Consider the following 17,454-nt stretch of genomic DNA (forward strand, 5'->3'; position numbering starts at 1 on the left):
GCCGGTCCTGCTCCCAGGAGTCCGGCAGTACACCAGGAGCCCGGCTTTGATCAGTTTCCTTCGCGGGACAGTAGCGCACGTTGGCCTTTCCTCTGCCGTAATCGACCTAAACGGGGCCGGTATGAGTGTCAACGCCACACCCCAGACCCTCAGCCGCCTCCGCACCGGCGAGGAAGGCAAGCTCTTCACCTCGCTGATCGTGCGCGAGGATTCGCTGACCCTGTTCGGTTTTGCCTCCGACGACGAACGTGAAGTCTTTGACGTCCTGCTGAGTGTGAGCGGCGTGGGCCCGCGGCTCGCTCTGGCGGTGCTCGCCGTGCACGAGCCTGAAGCGATCCGGGTTGCTGCCCACACTGGCGACAGCAAAACGTTCACGAAGGTGCCCGGCATCGGCCCCAAGGTGGCCGGACGGATCGTACTGGAACTGGCCGGCAAGCTGGTGCCACACGGCACGGCAGGTGCCCCCGGCGCTTCCACCCCGGCCGAAGCAGCCTGGAAGCCCCAGGTGGTGGCGGCCATGACCAGCCTCGGCTGGTCGGAAAAGGATGCCGCTGCCAGCATCGAGAAGGCCCTTGCGGACGATCCCGAGGTTGAATTCCGGGGCAACGTGGCCGAGATCCTACGGACCACGCTGCGCTGGCTGGGCCAGGATGGCGCGCGGGCCGGCAACCGCATAGGCAGCCGTGGCTGAGCCGTCGGTGGTGGCGGCAGGGGAGGAACCCGAGGAACGGGTGATCGAAGCCGCCCTCCGGCCGAAGAACCTGGATGACTTCGTCGGCCAGCACCGGGTACGCAGGCAACTCTCCTTGGTGCTGCAAGCGTCCCGGATGCGTGGACGCAGCGCCGACCACGTACTGTTTTCTGGCCCTCCCGGCCTGGGCAAAACCACCTTGGCCATGATCGTGGCTGCTGAGATGAACGCGCCTCTGCGGATCAGCAGCGGTCCGGCCATCCAGCACGCCGGGGACCTCGCCGCCATCCTTTCCTCGCTTTCCGAAGGGGAGGTCCTGTTCCTGGACGAGATCCACCGGATGTCACGGCCGGCAGAGGAAATGCTCTACATGGCCATGGAGGATTTCCGTGTGGACATTGTGGTGGGCAAGGGCGCCGGGGCCACCGCTATCCCGTTGGAGCTTCCGCCTTTCACTCTGGTAGGTGCCACTACACGCGCCGGCCTGCTGCCAGGACCGCTCCGGGACAGGTTCGGGTTCACCGGGCACCTGGAGTTTTACAGCGTGGCCGAGCTGGAACTGGTGCTCAGGCGCTCCGCCGGCCTGCTGGACCTCAAGGTCAACTCTGCGGGGTTCAGCGAAATTGCCGGCCGGTCCCGCGGTACGCCGCGTATCGCCAACCGGCTCCTCCGCCGGGTCCGGGACTGGGCACTGGTGCATGGGATTGAGCAGATCGATTCCCGCGCAGCCTCCGCTGCCTTGGACATGTATGAAGTGGACAAACGAGGCCTGGACCGGCTGGACCGGGCAGTCCTCGAAGCACTCATCACAAAGTTCGGCGGGGGACCCGTGGGACTTTCCACCCTGGCCATCGCGGTGGGGGAGGAGACCGAGACCGTTGAAACGGTGGCGGAACCGTTCCTTGTGCGCGAAGGCTTGCTGGGCCGGACGCCCCGGGGGCGCATCGCCATGGCCCCGGCCTGGACCCACTTGGGCTTTGCCATACCGGCCGGGGTTTTCGGGCAGGAGCCGCTGGATTTGTTCGAACCGGACCCGGACAGTGCCGAGTCCGCGGCCGAATGGGCGCCGAACGGTCAATAGCACTGTCCTCCCAGCTTTTCCCTTTAGACTGGTATGACACCCGGCACGTTCGGGTCTGTGTTCCCGCGGCGGCTCCGAGGAGCCGTTACCTGCCAGGCGCGATTTTCTGCAACGGGGAACGACGCGGACGCTGCCAAACACCCGATACGCCAGTACAGAACGGAATCTTCCCTGTGGATCCAATGAACATCGTCTTGTTCGCAATGCTCGGAATCTTTATCTTCATGATGTTCCGCCGCAACAAGAAGACCAAGGAACAGCAGGCAACGCTGCAGTCCCGGTTCGAGCCCGGTGTCGAGGTCATGACGAGCTTCGGACTCTTTGGCCGGATTGTCTCCATGGACGACGCCGAGAACAAGGTTGTCCTGGAACTCTCGCCCGGGAACTTGGCCACAGTTCACCGCCAGTCCGTGACCAAGATTGTGGAACCGGCTGTCGAAGCAGATGCTCCGGCCGTCCCGGATGACGCTTCGTCGCTGACCAGCCACTCATCCCTGACCAGCGAAGAAGCCGGCACCCCGGCAGTTTCCGCAGAAACCCCGGATGAGACCCTGAAGCGCCTCAATGACGAGGGCAAGAAGGACATCTAGTCCTCGCCGCACGGCAGCCCGCGTTATAACGCCTCTACGGCTGGGGACAACCGCCAGTGGGACTGTTAGTTCCCGCCGGTGGTTCCTCCGTAAATAAGAGAAAGATTCACAATGGCACGAACTGGCCCCAACAACTCAGGCCTGAGGGTACTGGTGTGGCTCGGTGTAGTCCTCGCCGTGCTGACCGCCGTCCTGGCCGGCGGCACCCTTGCCGGACAGGCAAGCTGGGCACCCAAGCTGGCACTGGACCTCGAGGGTGGCACCCAGATGATCCTGGCGCCGAAGGTTGAGGGCGGTTCGGACATCAATGAACAGCAGCTCAACCAGGCCGTGGCCATTATCCGCCAGCGTGTGGACGGCTCAGGTGTTGCCGAAGCGGAAATCAGCACCCAGTCCGGCCGCAACGTTGTGGTCAGCCTTCCGGGTACGCCTTCCACTCAGACCAGGGCTTTGATCCAGGCGTCCGCCGACATGAACTTCCGCCCGGTCCTCCTCAACGGAGCCGGCGCGCCCGTCTCCACGGAATCCCTCACCCCTGAAGACCAGCTGCCGAAGCCCACCGCGGACCCGGCCAACAGCAGCGACGTCAACTGGATCACTCCCGAGCTATACCGCGCCTTCGAAACCCTCGACTGCGACCACCCGTCCCAGGACAAGCAGAAACGGTCAGACCCCACCAAACCGCTGGTCACCTGCGAACCTGCCACGGCCACAACGCCGGCCCTGAAATACATCCTGGGCCCCGTCGAAGTCAAGGGCACCAACATTGTCACGTCCTCGTTCCAGCTTCAGCGGGGGTCTCAGGGTGCCGTCACGAACCAGTGGGCCGTGAACATCCAATTCGATGGCGAAGGCACGGCCAAGTTCAAAGACGTCACCCAGCGCCTGAACCAGTTCTACGTTGCCGCCGGTGGCGAAGCGGGCAAGGATCCCAAGGCTCAGTTCGCGATTGTTCTCGATGACCAGGTCATCTCCGCACCACGGTCGCTGGCTGTGATCACTGACGGGCGGCCGCAGATCACCGGTAACTTCACGGAGCAGACAGCCAAAGCGCTGTCCGATCAACTGCGGTTCGGTGCGCTTCCCATCAGCTTCGAAATCCAGAGCGAGCAGCAGATTTCCGCCACCCTGGGTGGCGAACAGTTGCGCATGGGCCTGTTGGCCGGTCTGATCGGCCTGCTGCTCGTGGTGGTCTACTCACTGTTCCAGTACCGCGCCCTGGGGTTCGTGACTATTGCATCGCTGGTGGTGGCCGGCGCCCTCACCTATCTGGCCATAGCCATCTTGGGATGGACTGAAAACTACCGGCTTTCCCTCGCCGGCGTGGCCGGCCTCATCGTCGCCATCGGCCAGACCGCTGACTCGTTCATCGTCTACTTTGAACGCATCCGCGATGAACTCCGCGAAGGCCGTGGATTGGTCTCCGCGGTGGAGAACGGCTGGAAGCGGGCCAAGCGCACTGTCCTTGCCTCCAAGGCCGTGAACCTGCTGGCTGCCCTGGTGCTCTACTTTGTGGCTGTCGGCAACGTCCGCGGGTTCGCTTTCACGCTGGGTCTGACGGCCATTGCCGACCTCCTGGTGGTCTTTATGTTCACGCATCCGACGCTCCAGGTCCTGGCGCGCACCAAGTTCTTCGGGGAGGGCCACCGGCTCTCAGGCCTGGACCCCAAGCGGCTGGGTGTTGTGCCGCTTTACCGCGGCGCCGGGCGCGTGCGGACGCCTGAGGCCAAGCCTTCCGTGGTCCGGGCCAAAAACACCGGTGCCGCAGCCGAAGCTGAACGACGCATGACCATCGCAGAACGCCGCCTTGCGGAAAAGCAGGAGCAGCTCACCGGCTCCTCCAAGAGCGCAGCCAAGGAGAACAAGTAATGTCCAGCAGCTTCGCCAATTTCGGCAACGAGCTTTACTCCGGCAAGCGCTCCTACAACTTTGTCGGGGCCAGGAAAGTCTGGTTCCTCGTCGCGGCGCTGGCGGTGGCTTTGTCCATTCTGATTCCCGTTGCCAAGGGCGGCTTCAACCTCGGCATCGAATTCCGCGGTGGGTCCGAGTTCACAGTCTCCAACGTGAAGACCGTTGATGCCGCGGCGGGCGAACAAGCCGTGCAGGACGTGATGCCAGGAGCCATTCCGCGCGTGGCCAACGTCGCCGGCACCACGATGCGGATCCAGACGGACAAACTCACTGATGATGAGACACTCAAAATCAAGGCGGGGCTGACGTCCGCCTACGGCGTCACCGACAACGAGGTGACCTCCACCTTTGTCGGTCCGACATGGGGTGCGGACGTTACCAAGCAGGCCTTGATCGGCCTGGCGGTGTTTGTGATCCTCGCCGCAGTCCTTATGGCGCTCTACTTCCGAACCTGGAAGATGTCGCTGTCGGCTGTTTCGGGCATGCTGGTGACGATGTTCGTCACCGCAGGCGTGTATGCCCTCAGCGACTTCGAGGTAACGCCGTCTGCCATCATCGGGTTCCTTACCGTGCTCAGCTACTCGCTGTATGACACGGTGGTGGTCTTCGACAAGATCCGTGAAAACACCGCCGATGTTGATGCGTCCACCCGCCGCACTTTTGGTGAGGAAGTCAACCTCGCCGTCAACCAGACCCTGGTGCGTTCCATCAACACAATGATGGTGGCCATCCTGCCGGTCGGAGCCATCCTGTTCATCGGTGCCGGCCTTTTGGGGGCGGGCACTTTGCGGGACCTGTCGCTGGCACTGTTCGTCGGAATCCTGATCGGTACGGCCGCGACCATATTTATCGCTGCCCCGATGTATGCCTGGCTGCGCCAGAATGAACCTGACCTGGTGAAGCAGGCCAAACGCGTGGAACAACGCAGGTCCGCGAACAACGCCAAGACCGAAGGATCAGCTGCGGCCGCAGGGGCCTGACCCATCGCACCACAACGGGCCGGGCGGCGTCGGGATATCGACGGCGCCCGGCCCGTTTCGCATTTCAGCGCCCGGTTACATATGTGAACTGGCGGGGGAATAGACTGAGGTAATTAAACAGTCGTGAGGGGTGCTTCATTGGAAGAACGTTCGGCGTCGGTGCCAACGGCAGACGGGGATAACAGCCCGGGCCACGGAATTCAGACCGGGCTGACCGCTTCCGCACGCCCGGCGCCGGCAGTTCCTGTAGACAATTCGGGCGCACGCCCTACATTTCCCGGCCGACGCGAGCGGACGCGCTCCCGGCTGGCCCGGCTGACCGGGCGCGGCGCGGTACCGTATTCGCCCATTCTTGAGCCTCTGCTGCGTACCGTACGCGCGAACAACCCCAAAGAAGACTTTGACCTCATCCAGCGCGCTTTTGAGGTGGCCGAGCAGAGCCACCGCGGGCAGAAGCGCAAAAGCGGCGACCCGTACATCACCCACCCCGTCGCCGTAGCCACCATCCTCGCTGAGCTCGGCCTTAGCGGAACCACGTTGGCCGCGGCCCTGCTGCACGACACGGTGGAGGACACTCCTTACACACTGGCTGACCTCAAGAAGGACTTCGGTCCTGAGGTTGCCATGCTGGTGGACGGCGTCACCAAGCTGGACAAAGTCAGCTTTGGTGAGGCCGCGCAGTCCGAGACCGTCCGCAAGATGGTTGTGGCCATGGCCAAGGACATCCGGGTCCTTATGATCAAGCTCGCGGACAGGCTCCACAACGCCCGGACCTGGCGGTTTGTTTCCGCGGAGTCATCGGCACGAAAAGCCCGCGAAACCCTGGAAATATTCGCGCCCCTGGCCCACCGGCTGGGCATGAACACCATCAAGTGGGAATTGGAGGATCTGTCCTTCGCTGCCCTCTACCCCAAGGTCTATGAAGAAATCGTCCGAATGGTGGGCGACCGCACCCCGGAACGGGAGAAGAGCCTGGGCGTCATCCGGGATCAGATCACCGACGACCTCCGTACCGCCCGGATCAAGGCCACCATTACGGGCAGGCCGAAACACTATTACTCGATTTACCAGAAGATGATCGTTCGGGACAAGGATTTCGACGACATCAACGACCTCATGGGCGTCCGGGTGCTCGTCGATTCGGTCCGGGACTGCTACGCAGCCCTGGGCACCATGCATTCGCGCTGGAACCCGTTGCCGGGGCGTTTCAAAGACTATATCGCCATGCCCAAGTTCAACATGTACCAGTCACTGCACACCACGGTGATCGGCCCCGGCGGCAAGCCCGTGGAGATCCAAATCAGGACCCACGAAATGCACCGCCGGGCTGAGTACGGTGTGGCAGCGCATTGGAAGTACAAGGATCAGCCCAACCGTACCGCAGTGGGGCCGGGCAGCCCCCGCGACGGCGACATGGGCTGGCTGAGATCCCTGGTTGACTGGCAGCAGGAGACCTCCGATCCGGGGGAGTTCCTGGACTCTCTGCGGTTTGAGATCAACGCCAGGGAAGTCTTTGTCTTTACCCCCAAGGGCGAGGTCATGGCCCTGCCTGCCGGTTCGACGCCGGTGGATTTTGCCTACGCGGTCCACACCGAAGTCGGTCACCGCACCATCGGCGCGCGGGTCAACGGCAAGCTCGTTCCCTTGAACAGCGAGCTGAACCACGGCGACTGGGTAGAGATCTTCACCTCGAAGGCTGAAGGCGCCGGACCGAGCCAGGATTGGCAGCACTTCGTCAAAAGTGCCCGCGCCCGGAACAAGATCCGTCAGTGGTTCAGCAAGGAACGGCGCGAAGAGGCAATCGACCGCGGCAAAGAACTGCTGACACGGGCCATGCGGAAGCAGAACCTGCCCCTGCAGCGACTCATGACGCACGAGGCCTTGGCAGCGGTGGCCGCAGAGTTCAAGTACGTTGACATCTCCGGCCTCTACGCCGGCGTAGGGGACGGCCATACGTCAGCGCAGTCGGTCATGGAGAAACTCGTTGAAAGCCTGGGCGGCAACGAGAGCACCGACGACGACATCACTGAAGTCAGCATCCCTACGCAGGTGGCCAAGACCAAGTTCTCCGATTCCGGAGTGGTGGTGCGCGGCGTTGGCGATGTCTGGGTGAAGCTCGCGCGCTGTTGCACGCCTGTTCCGCCGGACCCGATTCTCGGCTTTGTCACCCGCGGTTCCGGTGTTTCGGTGCACCGTACGGACTGCACCAACATTTCCGATCTCCGGGACCAGCCCGACAGGATCGTAGAGGTGGACTGGGCACCCACCCAGTCAAGTGTTTTCCTGGTGGAGATCCAGGTTGAGGCGCTGGACCGGAAGTCCCTGCTCTCGGATGTCACCCGCGTCCTGTCCGAGAACCACGTCAACATTCTGGCGGCCAGCGTTAACACCTCCACCGACAGGGTGGCTATCTCCAGGTTCGCCTTCGAGATGGGGGACCCCAAGTACCTCAGCCACGTCCTCAGTGCCGTGCGGCGCATCGATGGCGTGTTCGACGTCTACCGGACCACCGGCAACAAGCGCCGGAGCTAGCAGGGCCAGCTTTTCCAATCCAGCCCGTTTGTGCGGGACCCGGGGGCTGGCTTCGATGGCCAGGATCAGCAAGCGCAGCCGCACGTCCCGCTCCGGGCGGGCCAGCAACCCCGCCAGCGCGGGCAGGGCCCGGTGGGCGTCGACGTGCAGCGCAATATCCACGGCGGTACGCAGCGGACTGGAGACCATCAGCCCGCCCATACTTACAACGTCGAACGGCCCCAGCCGGACTTCATGGAGCGTGCACCCCCGTGTATTGCGGAGGCTCGAAATCCGCCGCTTCGCATCCACAAGCAACGCGAGGCGGTCCGGTTCAGCAGCACAGCCGTAGATCCACGCCGCCGTCATCCGCCCGGCTACCACGCGTTGCCTGACCGCCGCCGGCACCGCGCTGGCCACCGTTCTGGCCCGAATCTGGGGTGACGCTGCAGCGTCCGGCAACGTGAATCCGTGCTGGTGGAACTGCGCCAGGATGCCATCCGCCGCCAGCGACTGGAGTTCGGGCCACGCGAAAGGCTTCCCCGGCGAATACAGGTCCGGGTATTGGGACGGTGAGGAAGTGGCCATCCCTCCATTTTGCCGCGTCGTACCTTAACCAGCACAGGCCCCGTCCCGGTTATGTGGATAACCGGGACCGGGCCTGTGGGTCCTGCGACAGGCGCCTGGCGAAAGGCGTCCTACAAAGTATTGACTAGGAAAGCTCGCTGGCCGAGCGCTGGATCTGGTCCAACCAAGCCTGCCTCGCCTCGAGGGCTTCGCGGGCCCCCTTGATCTTGCGCTGGTCGCCGGCTTTCTCGGCCTTGGCGAGATCGTCCTGCAGGCCGGAAATGGCTGCTTCCAGCTGCGACAGGGCGCTGTTGGTGCGGGCCTTCGTCTCGGGGTTGGAACGCTGCCAGTTTTCCTCTTCGGCGTTGCGGACAGCGTCCTCCACTTTGCGGAGGCCGGCTTCGATGCGGCCCATGTCGGCGCGGGGCACCTTGCCGGCTTCCTCCCAGCGGTCCCGGACAGACTGAAGCGCCTTTTTGGCAGCGGCCAGGTCCTTGACCGGCAGGATGCTGTTCGCTTCGGTGAGGAGCGCTTCCTTCACCGTGAGGTTGGCGGCGTATTCCTGGTCGATCTCCTCGTTGGCTGCCTGCCTGTGTGTGAAGAACACGTCCTGGGCGGCACGGAAACGGGCCCAGAGGGCGTCGTCGTCCTTGCGGCTGGCACGAGGTGAGGCTTTCCATTCATCCATGAGCCGGCGGTATTCGCCCGCGGCGAAGCCCCAGTCGGTGGATGAGGACAGCGCTTCGGCTTCGGTGATGAGCTTTTCCTTGGCCGATTTTGCGGCCGAGTTGGTGCTGTCCAGCTGGGAGAAGTAGGCGCGGCGGTGACGGTCGAAGACGGTCCGGGCGGCACGGAATCGCTTCCACAAGGCGTCCTCGTTGCTGCGGCCAAGCCGGATGCCGCCCTTCTGGGCCGTTTTCCAGCTTTCAAAAAGATCGTTCATCCGGGCGCTGGAGGTCTTCCATTGGATCTGTGCGGGATCCTGCCCCGAGATCTCTTCGGCTTCGGCCACGATGGCCTCGCGGGCCGCGAGCTCGGCGGAGCGAACGGCGTCATGTTCTGCCTTCTCCGCCTTTTCGAGGTCTGCGATCTGCACGGAAACAGCGTCGAGCCGTGCTTCGGTGGATCGGAGGTCTCCCACCATGTTCCGCTCCGCCAGCTGCTCGCGCAGGTGCGTGACGGTCTTCTGCATATCGGTGCTGGGCGCTTTGGAGCTGATGCGCTGCTCCAGGAGCAGGACCTGGGCAACGATGTCGTCATGCTTCCGCGCGAAGTAGGCAAGGGCTTCGTCATTGCTGACGCCGGGGTACTGGCCCACCGGGTGCTCATCGCCCTCGATCGTCAGGAATACGTGGCCGTCACCCTCGACACGGCCCCACTTTGAGGCTTCCGCCAGGGACGTCGCGGAGGCCACGGGTGCCGGTGCTGCCACAGGTGCGGCTGCTGCCGGCTTGGGCCGGGCGGCGAAGGCTGCCGGTGACGGAGCGGGTCGAGCCGACGGAGCAGGCGCCGGGGCTTCCTCAGCGGGAGCCTGAACAGCCGCGCTGTCGTCAATGGCCGCAGGCTCTTCAGCGGGGGCCGTACCGGCCGCGTCACTTTCAAACGGGACGGCCACGCCGCCTTGATCCACGTCCGCTGGAACCTCGGTTTCAACCGTGGCCTGCTCGGCGGTTGCCTGGACAGCGTCTGCCTGGTCAGCCACGGGGGCCGCTACCTCGGTCAGGTCTGCTGTTGTTTCGTCGGATTTCTGACTGTCTGTCACCGCTAAAAGTCTTTCGCTTGGAGGGAAATACTCACGTACTGCACCGCGGCCATAAGGCCTGGCTTCCTACTTCAGAGAAACCGAGTCTATCGTGACTGGTTGCACAGGTGCTCCGTCTGACGCACTGGAGCCAGGGGTGATTCCAGCGGCGGCAATGGCGTTCACTGCTTCCATTCCGGAGGTCACCTTGCCCACCACCGTATAGCCCCCGGCCGAGTCGGCGGGAATCACTGTGTCTTTGTAGACCACAAAGAACTGTTTGCCGTTGCCGTAGGCGTTGTCGCCGGACCGGGCTATGGCAATCGTGCCGGCAGGGTAGGTGTTGTCTGCCGGAGTGTTTTCGAGGGGTCCCCAGGTGTACCCGGGGTCGGCGGCAGCGGTGGCCCCACCGCACTGCAGGAGGCCGAAGGTTTCACCCGTGGTCAGCCGGTGGCACGCGCTGCCGTTGTAGAAGCCCTCGTCCGTCAGTGCTTTGAAGACCGCGGCAGCCTGGGGTGCCTTGGTTCCGTCGATTTCGACGCCGAGCACGTTTCCGTTCAGTGCCATTTCACCAGTGAACACCTTGCCCGCGGCGGTGTCCGCGGCCGGGATGTTGGCGCCGTTCGTGGCGGGCGCGGAAGGCGCGGGGGAGTCCGTGGGGCTGGTCAGGCCGGCCGCAAGGGCCGCGTATTCGTCCTCCGTGGGGTTGCCGGCAAAGGCAGTCAGCTGGAGCACGACGGCGAGCAGGACGGCGGCGGTGCCGGCGCCGGCGGCGATGATGTTGTCACGCTTGCGCCGTTTTTCCTGGTCCCGCCGCAGCTCGCGCTTTGCCTCCATCTGCTGGATGCGCCGTTTGGCTTCGCGGGCGCTGCGTGAACTGGCCGCCACTGGTCCTCCTGTGTGTCGGGCCGCGTCCGGACAATATTGAATCCGAACGCGGGTGTCTGCCGGCCGCCCTCTGCGCTGCCGGCCGCTGTATTAGAGATGCCGGCGGATGACGCATAAACTGACTGCCGCACATAGTTTATGCATGAGTTGCCGGACTGCCGCCGTTCCCTGCCCGTTTCGGGTGGAATGCCGGGCAAAGTCCCAGGCACCCTTCATCAAGAGGAGAACATCCACCATGGCACGCACCGCCTCCCTGTCCGGATTCCCCGAGTGGCTTCCCGAGGAGCGGCTGGTGGAGCTGCACGTGTTGGACACCCTTCGCAAGGTTTTTGAGCTGCACGGCTTCGCGTCCATCGAGACGCGTGCCGTGGAGACCGTCGGCCAGCTCCTGCGAAAGGGTGAGATTGATAAAGAGGTCTACGGTCTCAGCCGCCTTCAGGACGACGAGGCCGATACCACCGACGCGGGGAAGGCCGGCAAATCGGACCCCAACGCCCTCGCGCTCCACTTCGACCTCACGGTGCCTTTTGCGCGGTACGTCGTCGAGAACGCGGGATACCTCGCGTTCCCGTTCCGGCGCTACCAGATCCAGAAAGTCTGGCGCGGGGAACGCCCGCAGGAAGGCCGGGCCCGCGAATTCACCCAGGCAGACATCGATGTTGTGGGCGACGGGGAGCTGCCGTTTCGCTATGACGTGGAGATTGCCCTGGTCATCGCGGAAGCCCTAAGCGCGCTGCCGATTCCGGACTTCCGCCTGCGGATCAACAACCGCAAGCTTGCCGAGGGCTTCTACCGCGGCATTGGCCTGGATGACACCGCCGGCGTGCTCCGCAGTATCGACAAGCTGGAAAAGATTGGCGCAACCAAGGTCGCAGAGCTGCTCAAGACCGAACTGGGCGCCTCCGATGAGCAGGCGCAGGCAGCGCTCAAGCTGGCAGGAATCCGCACCGAGGACACCTCGTTTGTGGCCCAGGTCCGGGCACTCGGCGTGACGAATGACCTCCTCGAGGAGGGCCTGAATGAACTGGAACAGGTGATCGCAGCCGCCGTGCAGCGCGCGCCGGGCAAGGTCATTGCCGATCTCAGCATCGCCCGCGGCCTGGACTACTACACCGGCACGGTGGTGGAGACGGTCCTGGTGGGCCACGAACAGCTCGGTTCCATCTGCTCCGGTGGCCGCTATGACGCGTTGGCGAGCAAGGGCAACCGCAAGTTCCCAGGCGTCGGCCTCTCCATCGGTGTGACCCGGCTGGTGTCGCGCATCTTGAGCCAGGACCTGGCCAAGGCCTCACGGTCGGTCCCCACCGCAGTGCTGGTGGCGCTCACCACTGACGATGGCTGGGGTGCAGCGCAGGACGTCGCCGCCCAGCTCCGCAGCCGGGGCATTGCCACGGAAGTGGCTGCCAAGGCGGAGAAATTCGGCAAGCAGATCAAATTCGCGGACCGCCGCGGCATCCCGTTCGTCTGGTTCACCGACGACGACGGCAGGCACCAGGTCAAGGACATCCGATCCGGTGCGCAGGCCGACGCCGATCCCGCAACCTGGATACCGCCGTCGGAAGACCTTAACGTCCAGGTCACAACAGCCCAGGTGCCAGCGGCGGCAGCCCAGCCGGCCTGACCGGCCCGGTCTGGCGTTGCCGGCTAGCGGCGCAGCCGAAGCACCACGAACCGGCCGGCCGCTCCTGCGGCCAGGACAGCGGCCATCCCCAGCACTGAGGCGGGCGGCAACGTGAACGCCAGCAACAGGCAGCTGATGAAGCCCGCCACATTGAGCCACCGTGGGCCGTGGGCCGGATGCTCCTCCAGGGTGTACGCCGCGGCGTTGGTCACCGCGTAGTAGATGAGCACGCCGAAGCTGGAGAACCCCACCACCGTCATCACGTCAGTGGTCAGGATCAGGAGAATCACGACGGCGGCCACCGCGAATTCTGCCACGAACGGCACCGCGTGCCGGCCGCCCACCCGTGCCAGGGGCGCCGGCAGATCGCGTTCCCGCGCCATGGCCAGGGTGGTGCGGCCCACGCCGGTGACGAGGGCCAGCAACGCGCCCAGGCAGGCCGCTGCCGCGCCGGCCTGGACGACCGGCGCGCCGGCGGCCAACTGCGAATTAACCACTGCGTCCAGCAGCGGGGCCGAAGTGGCGGCCAGCCGGCCTTCGGTCAAGTGGTTTTGGAGCAGCAGCGCCAACGCCAGGTAGATAACGAAGGCGCCGGCGAGGGCCGATAGGATCGCGCGCGGAATGGTCCTGGCCGGGTTCTTGACTTCCTCGCCCAGGGTGGCGATGCGCGCATAGCCGGCGAAGGCGAAGAACATCAGGCCGGCGGCCGGCAGCACGCCACTCAAGCCAGCGGCAGCTCCGCCGTCGGCCGTCCCGCCTGTTGAAAAGCCGGACGGATGCGGCCCGACGATCGCGGCAACGGCAACGAACACCAGCGTGGCCAGGACAACGCACAACAGGATCCTGGTCAGCAGCGCTGTGCGGGTAATCCCAAACAGGTTCACAGCGGTCAGCGCCACGACCGCAGCGATGGCCACCGGCACTGCATAGCCCGGTGAGACATAGTGGCCGACGGTGAGGGCCATGGCGGCGCAGGAGGCCGTTTTGCCGCTGACAAATCCCCAGCCGGCCAGGAAACCAGGCCATTCCCCCAAACGTCTGCGTCCGTATACGTACGTTCCGCCGCTCGCCGGATACCGGGCGGCTAACTCCGCGGAAGCCACCGCGTTGCAGTAGGCAACGGCACCCGCGATCAGGACGGAGAGGACCAGGAATTGTCCGGCCAGTCCCGCGGCCGGGGCGAAGACCACAAAAACGCCGGCCCCGAGCATGGAGCCGAGGCCGATGGACGTGGCGTCAAACACGCCAAGCCTCCGTTGCAGCTGCTGGTGTTCGGACATGGGGTAGGCGGGCCTTTCCAGCGGGTAAACTCAGACGGGATTGTTCCCGGAACGATCCTATGCAGTTTTTTCTTTTGTTTTCCTGCTGTCTTCTTCAGAAAGGCGTGCTGTGCTGCGCACACATGACCTCGGATCCCTTCGCTCCGAGCACATTGGACAAACCGTAACCCTGGCCGGCTGGGTGGGCCGCCGTCGTGATCACGGTGGTGTTGCATTCGTGGATCTGCGCGATGCGTCCGGCGTGGCCCAGGTTGTGGTTCGTGAGGAAGAGGTCTTCCACAGCCTGCGCAACGAGTACGTCCTGCAGATCACCGGCACCGTCTCCCAGCGCCCCGAGGGCAACGAGAACCCCGCCTTGGCCACCGGCGCCATCGAGGTCATGGCGGACAAGGTGGTTATCCTCAACACCTCCGATCCGCTGCCGTTCCAGATCGATGAGCACGTGGAGGTCGGTGAGGAAGCCCGCCTGAAGCACCGCTACCTTGACCTGCGCCGCCCCGGCCCCGCCCGCAACCTCCGGCTGCGCTCCGAAGCCAACCGGATTGCCCGCGAACTGCTCCACCAGGACGGTTACGTCGAAATCGAAACCCCCACGCTGACGCGTTCGACGCCGGAAGGCGCCCGCGACTTCGTGGTCCCCGCCCGCCTGGCGCCGGGTTCCTGGTACGCGCTGCCGCAGTCCCCGCAGCTTTTCAAGCAGCTCCTGCAGGTGGGTGGCTTCGAGAAGTACTACCAGATCGCGCGCTGCTACCGCGACGAGGACTTCCGCGCCGACCGCCAGCCCGAATTCACCCAACTGGACATCGAAGCCAGTTTCGTGGACCAGGACGACATCATTGCCCTGGGCGAAAACATCGTCAAGGCGCTGTGGAAGCTGATCGACGTCGAGATCCCCACGCCCATCCAGCGCATCACGTACGCAGATGCCATGGCGCGCTATGGCTCGGACAAGCCCGATCTCCGCTTCGGCGTGGAACTGACTGAGCTCACCGAATTCTTCAAGGACACCGGCTTCGGCGTCTTCAAGGCCTCGTATGTCGGCGCCGTGGTGATGCCCGGCGGCGCTTCCCAGCCGCGACGCACCCTGGACGGCTGGCAGGAATTCGCCAAGCAGCGCGGCCACAAGGGCCTGGCATACGTCCTCTTCAAGGAAGACGGCGAACTGGCTGGCCCGGTTGCCAAGAACCTGAACGACACCGAGCGTGCAGGCCTCGCCGACGCTGTGGGCGCCAAGCCGGGCGACTGCATCTTCTTCGCCGCAGGTGAGAAGTCAGCGGCGCGCGCCCTCCTGGGTGCTGCGCGCGTGGAGATCGGCCACCGTACCGGCCTGATCGATCCCGGCGCCTGGGCCTTCTGCTGGGTGGTTGACGCCCCCATGTTCGAACCGGCCGCCGCAGCGGTGGCGTCCGGCGATGTGGCTGTTGGTGCCGGAAAGTGGACGGCCGTCCACCACGCCTTCACCTCGCCCAAGCCTGAGTTCATGGACACGTTCGACAAGGATCCGGAATCGGCCCTGTCCTACGCCTACGACATTGTTTGCAACGGCAACGAAATCGGTGGCGGCTCAATCCGTATCCACGAGCGCGACGTCCAGGAACGCGTCTTCGAACTGATGGGGCTGGACAAGGCAGACGCCCAGACCAAGTTCGGCTTCCTTCTCGAAGGCTTCAAATTCGGCGCCCCTCCGCACGGCGGCATCGCGTTCGGCTGGGACCGCGTGGTTGCACTGCTGGCAGGCGTGGAGTCCATCCGCGACGTCATCGCTTTCCCGAAGACCGGCAACGGCTACGACCCGCTGACGCAGGCACCCGCGCCGATCACGGCGCAGCAGCGCAAGGAAGCCGGCGTGGACTTCAAGCCCCAGGCGAAAACGGAAGAGCCCGAAAAGGCCGAGTAACCTGGACACCGCAGTCGAGAGGCTCCCCGGGAAACCGGGGGGCCTTTCGCATTGGAAGAGTGGTACATCATGACAGTTTCACGTCCTGCACCAGCCCTTGCCCTGCCCGGGTTTGAGGCGCTGATGGACGCCGCCTGGCCGGCCCCGGACCGTGAGGAATCCGGCGGCTGGGTGCTTCGGGCAGCCTCCGGCGTGACCCAGCGGGCCAACTCGGTCTGGCTGCGCGAGCCGGATCGCGACACCGGCCGGCAGCACGAGGCCTTGCACGCGGCGCGGCTCTGGTACCGCCGCAGGCGCCTGCCGTTGATTTTCCAGGTCTTCGATGATCCCCGCTCCGCCGGACTGAATACCGTCCTCGACGGGGAAGGCTTCACCCGGCAGTCCGAAACACTGGTGATGTGCCGGCGCAACGGCGCGAACGGAGCGGACCAACCTGCGGTTCGACCATCGGTGACCCACCCTGCGGTTCGACCATCGGTGACCCACCCTGCGGTGGCCGATTCCGGCGTCGAGATCTCCACGGTCCCCAGCGATGAGTGGATCGAGCTGTGGTGGAGCGTGGATGGCCGCGGCGGCCCGGCCGAGCGCGAGACCGCACGCGGCATCCTGGCAGGCTGCCCGTCGCTCTATGCCCTGGTGAGGTCCGACGACGGTGTTCCCGCCGCCGTCGGCCGGCTCGCTGTCCCTCCCACCGGGGAGGCAGGAGGCAGTTGGGGCGGGCTGTACAGCATGGCCACCCGCCCGGACGCCCGGCGACGCGGCCATGCCCTGCGGATCATGCAGGCACTCCTGCATGAAGGCCACACGCGCAACCTGGCCCGCTACTGGCTGCTGGTCACCGAAGCGAACTCCGGAGCCCAGCAGCTCTACGCCAAGGCGGGATTCCAGGAAGCCGGCCGCTACCTTTACCGGCAGGAACGGCCCACGCGGCATCTGACCGGCTGCTAAGGGGCCCGGAGATTCTGATTGCTCGCCGGGTTGTTCGCAGGCGCGTCCGCTACCTGGATCCGGACGGCGCAGACATCCGCGGCGGCCTTCCTCAGCACCGAGCCGTTGGGATCGGGCACATCCAGGAAGTCCAGCCGCGGGACTGAGGCATAGGGCCTCAGGGCCGGGTGATCCATGACCAGCCCAGCAAGGGTCCTGTCCCCGCCGGGAGCAAGATACTCGAGTGGCTGGCCGTCGAAGACCGCTGCTGCGTGCGCTGCCACTTTCTCCACCAGCTCATCCGCCTGGTTGGCCCGGCGGCGTGCGAACCGCTGCTGGGACTGGCCACCGGCCGCGCTGCGGGACTGGACGTAGCGTGTGCCCGTCTTGGACGCGAGCAGGATACCTTCCCTGGCCACGGCCGCCGCGTAGCCGCCGCGCCGCACGAGCACCAGTCCGGCCGTCCGGGGCTGGGCGGCGACGGAGGCCAGGCGCTCCAGCAGATCGGCGCCCCGTCCCGGCCTTCCGTCCGGTGGCCAGGGCGCCTGGAGCAAGGCGGTGGTGCCGTCGTCCGCCACCAGCCGCACGCCGTCGTCGTCATCGCTGATCCGCAAGCCGCCGTGCGCGGCACCGAAGCGGTCCGCCCATCCCGCCAGGCGTTCGCCGGACACAAACGCGGTCCTGACGGACCCCGTACGGCCGGCGCCGGGGGTGCTGCGTGCGCTCATGGCGGGATCCCTTAGGTGGCGGGCGGAAAATGGCGGGCGGA

13 protein-coding genes are annotated in these 17,454 nt (G+C 65.1%); 9 read left to right on the forward strand and 4 right to left on the reverse strand.

The features are described 5' to 3' along the window. Positions 1-46 precede the first annotated feature (46 nt). The 6 genes from ruvA to ACQCSV_RS09835 all read left to right on the forward strand — a co-directional run bounded on the left by ruvA (position 47) and on the right by ACQCSV_RS09835 (position 7,785). Positions 47-691 carry a Holliday junction branch migration protein RuvA gene (gene ruvA, locus ACQCSV_RS09810; protein ID WP_354154992.1) on the forward strand — a complete coding sequence of 215 codons (645 nt, stop codon included), beginning with the start codon at positions 47-49 and terminating at the stop codon, positions 689-691. After that, entirely contained in the window at positions 684-1,772 is a 1,089-nt protein-coding gene (gene ruvB / locus ACQCSV_RS09815; RefSeq protein WP_354154993.1) for a Holliday junction branch migration DNA helicase RuvB, read from the forward strand. The genes ruvA and ruvB overlap by 8 nt, the downstream gene beginning before the upstream one ends. Before the next feature lie 182 nt (positions 1,773-1,954). After that, positions 1,955-2,362, forward strand: a complete 408-nt coding sequence (gene yajC, locus ACQCSV_RS09820) for a preprotein translocase subunit YajC (RefSeq protein ID WP_354154994.1) — start codon at positions 1,955-1,957, stop codon at positions 2,360-2,362. A 111-nt stretch (positions 2,363-2,473) separates the two neighbouring features. Beyond that, entirely contained in the window at positions 2,474-4,231 is a 1,758-nt protein-coding gene (secD, locus tag ACQCSV_RS09825) for a protein translocase subunit SecD (RefSeq protein ID WP_354154995.1), read from the forward strand. Next, positions 4,231-5,253, forward strand: coding sequence for a protein translocase subunit SecF (gene secF / locus ACQCSV_RS09830; protein WP_354154996.1), 1,023 nt, complete (start codon positions 4,231-4,233; stop codon positions 5,251-5,253). The genes secD and secF overlap by 1 nt, the downstream gene beginning before the upstream one ends. Positions 5,254-5,391: 138 nt before the next feature. Then, complete coding sequence (locus ACQCSV_RS09835; protein WP_282330656.1) at positions 5,392-7,785, forward strand: RelA/SpoT family protein; 2,394 nt, start codon at positions 5,392-5,394, stop codon at positions 7,783-7,785. 691 nt (positions 7,786-8,476) lie between these two features. Here ACQCSV_RS09835 and ACQCSV_RS09840 read toward each other — a convergent pair. Next, entirely contained in the window at positions 8,477-10,093 is a 1,617-nt protein-coding gene (locus tag ACQCSV_RS09840; protein WP_354154997.1) for a DUF349 domain-containing protein, read from the reverse strand. Positions 10,094-10,159: 66 nt separating this feature from the next. Next, positions 10,160-10,960, reverse strand: coding sequence for a peptidylprolyl isomerase (locus tag ACQCSV_RS09845; protein ID WP_354223220.1), 801 nt, complete (start codon positions 10,958-10,960; stop codon positions 10,160-10,162). Between the two features lie 235 nt (positions 10,961-11,195). Here ACQCSV_RS09845 and hisS point away from each other — a divergent pair, with 235 nt between their 5' ends. Then, the gene (hisS, locus tag ACQCSV_RS09850) at positions 11,196-12,581 is read left to right on the forward strand and encodes a histidine--tRNA ligase (protein WP_354154999.1); all 1,386 of its coding nucleotides are present in this window, start codon (positions 11,196-11,198) and stop codon (positions 12,579-12,581) included. Between the two features lie 23 nt (positions 12,582-12,604). Here hisS and ACQCSV_RS09855 read toward each other — a convergent pair whose 3' ends face one another. Further along, the gene (locus ACQCSV_RS09855; RefSeq protein WP_354155000.1) at positions 12,605-13,861 is read right to left on the reverse strand and encodes an APC family permease; all 1,257 of its coding nucleotides are present in this window, start codon (positions 13,859-13,861) and stop codon (positions 12,605-12,607) included. Positions 13,862-13,970: 109 nt separating this feature from the next. Between ACQCSV_RS09855 and aspS the strand changes: the two genes are divergently transcribed. Continuing rightward, the gene (gene aspS, locus ACQCSV_RS09860) at positions 13,971-15,758 is read left to right on the forward strand and encodes an aspartate--tRNA ligase (RefSeq protein WP_354155001.1); all 1,788 of its coding nucleotides are present in this window, start codon (positions 13,971-13,973) and stop codon (positions 15,756-15,758) included. Between the two features lie 69 nt (positions 15,759-15,827). Next, a complete protein-coding gene (locus tag ACQCSV_RS09865; protein ID WP_354155002.1) occupies positions 15,828-16,706 on the forward strand; it encodes a GNAT family N-acetyltransferase in 879 nt (292 codons plus the stop codon). Here ACQCSV_RS09865 and ACQCSV_RS09870 read toward each other — a convergent pair. Continuing rightward, positions 16,703-17,413: an acVLRF1 family peptidyl-tRNA hydrolase gene (locus tag ACQCSV_RS09870; protein WP_354223222.1), complete on the reverse strand. Its 711-nt coding sequence runs from the start codon at positions 17,411-17,413 to the stop codon at positions 16,703-16,705. The two genes, ACQCSV_RS09865 and ACQCSV_RS09870, sit on opposite strands and share 4 nt — an antisense overlap. Positions 17,414-17,454: the final 41 nt, after the last annotated feature.

Source organism: Pseudarthrobacter sp. S3 (assembly GCF_050156905.1).
In the GTDB taxonomy this organism is placed as follows: Bacteria; Actinomycetota; Actinomycetes; order Actinomycetales; family Micrococcaceae; genus Arthrobacter.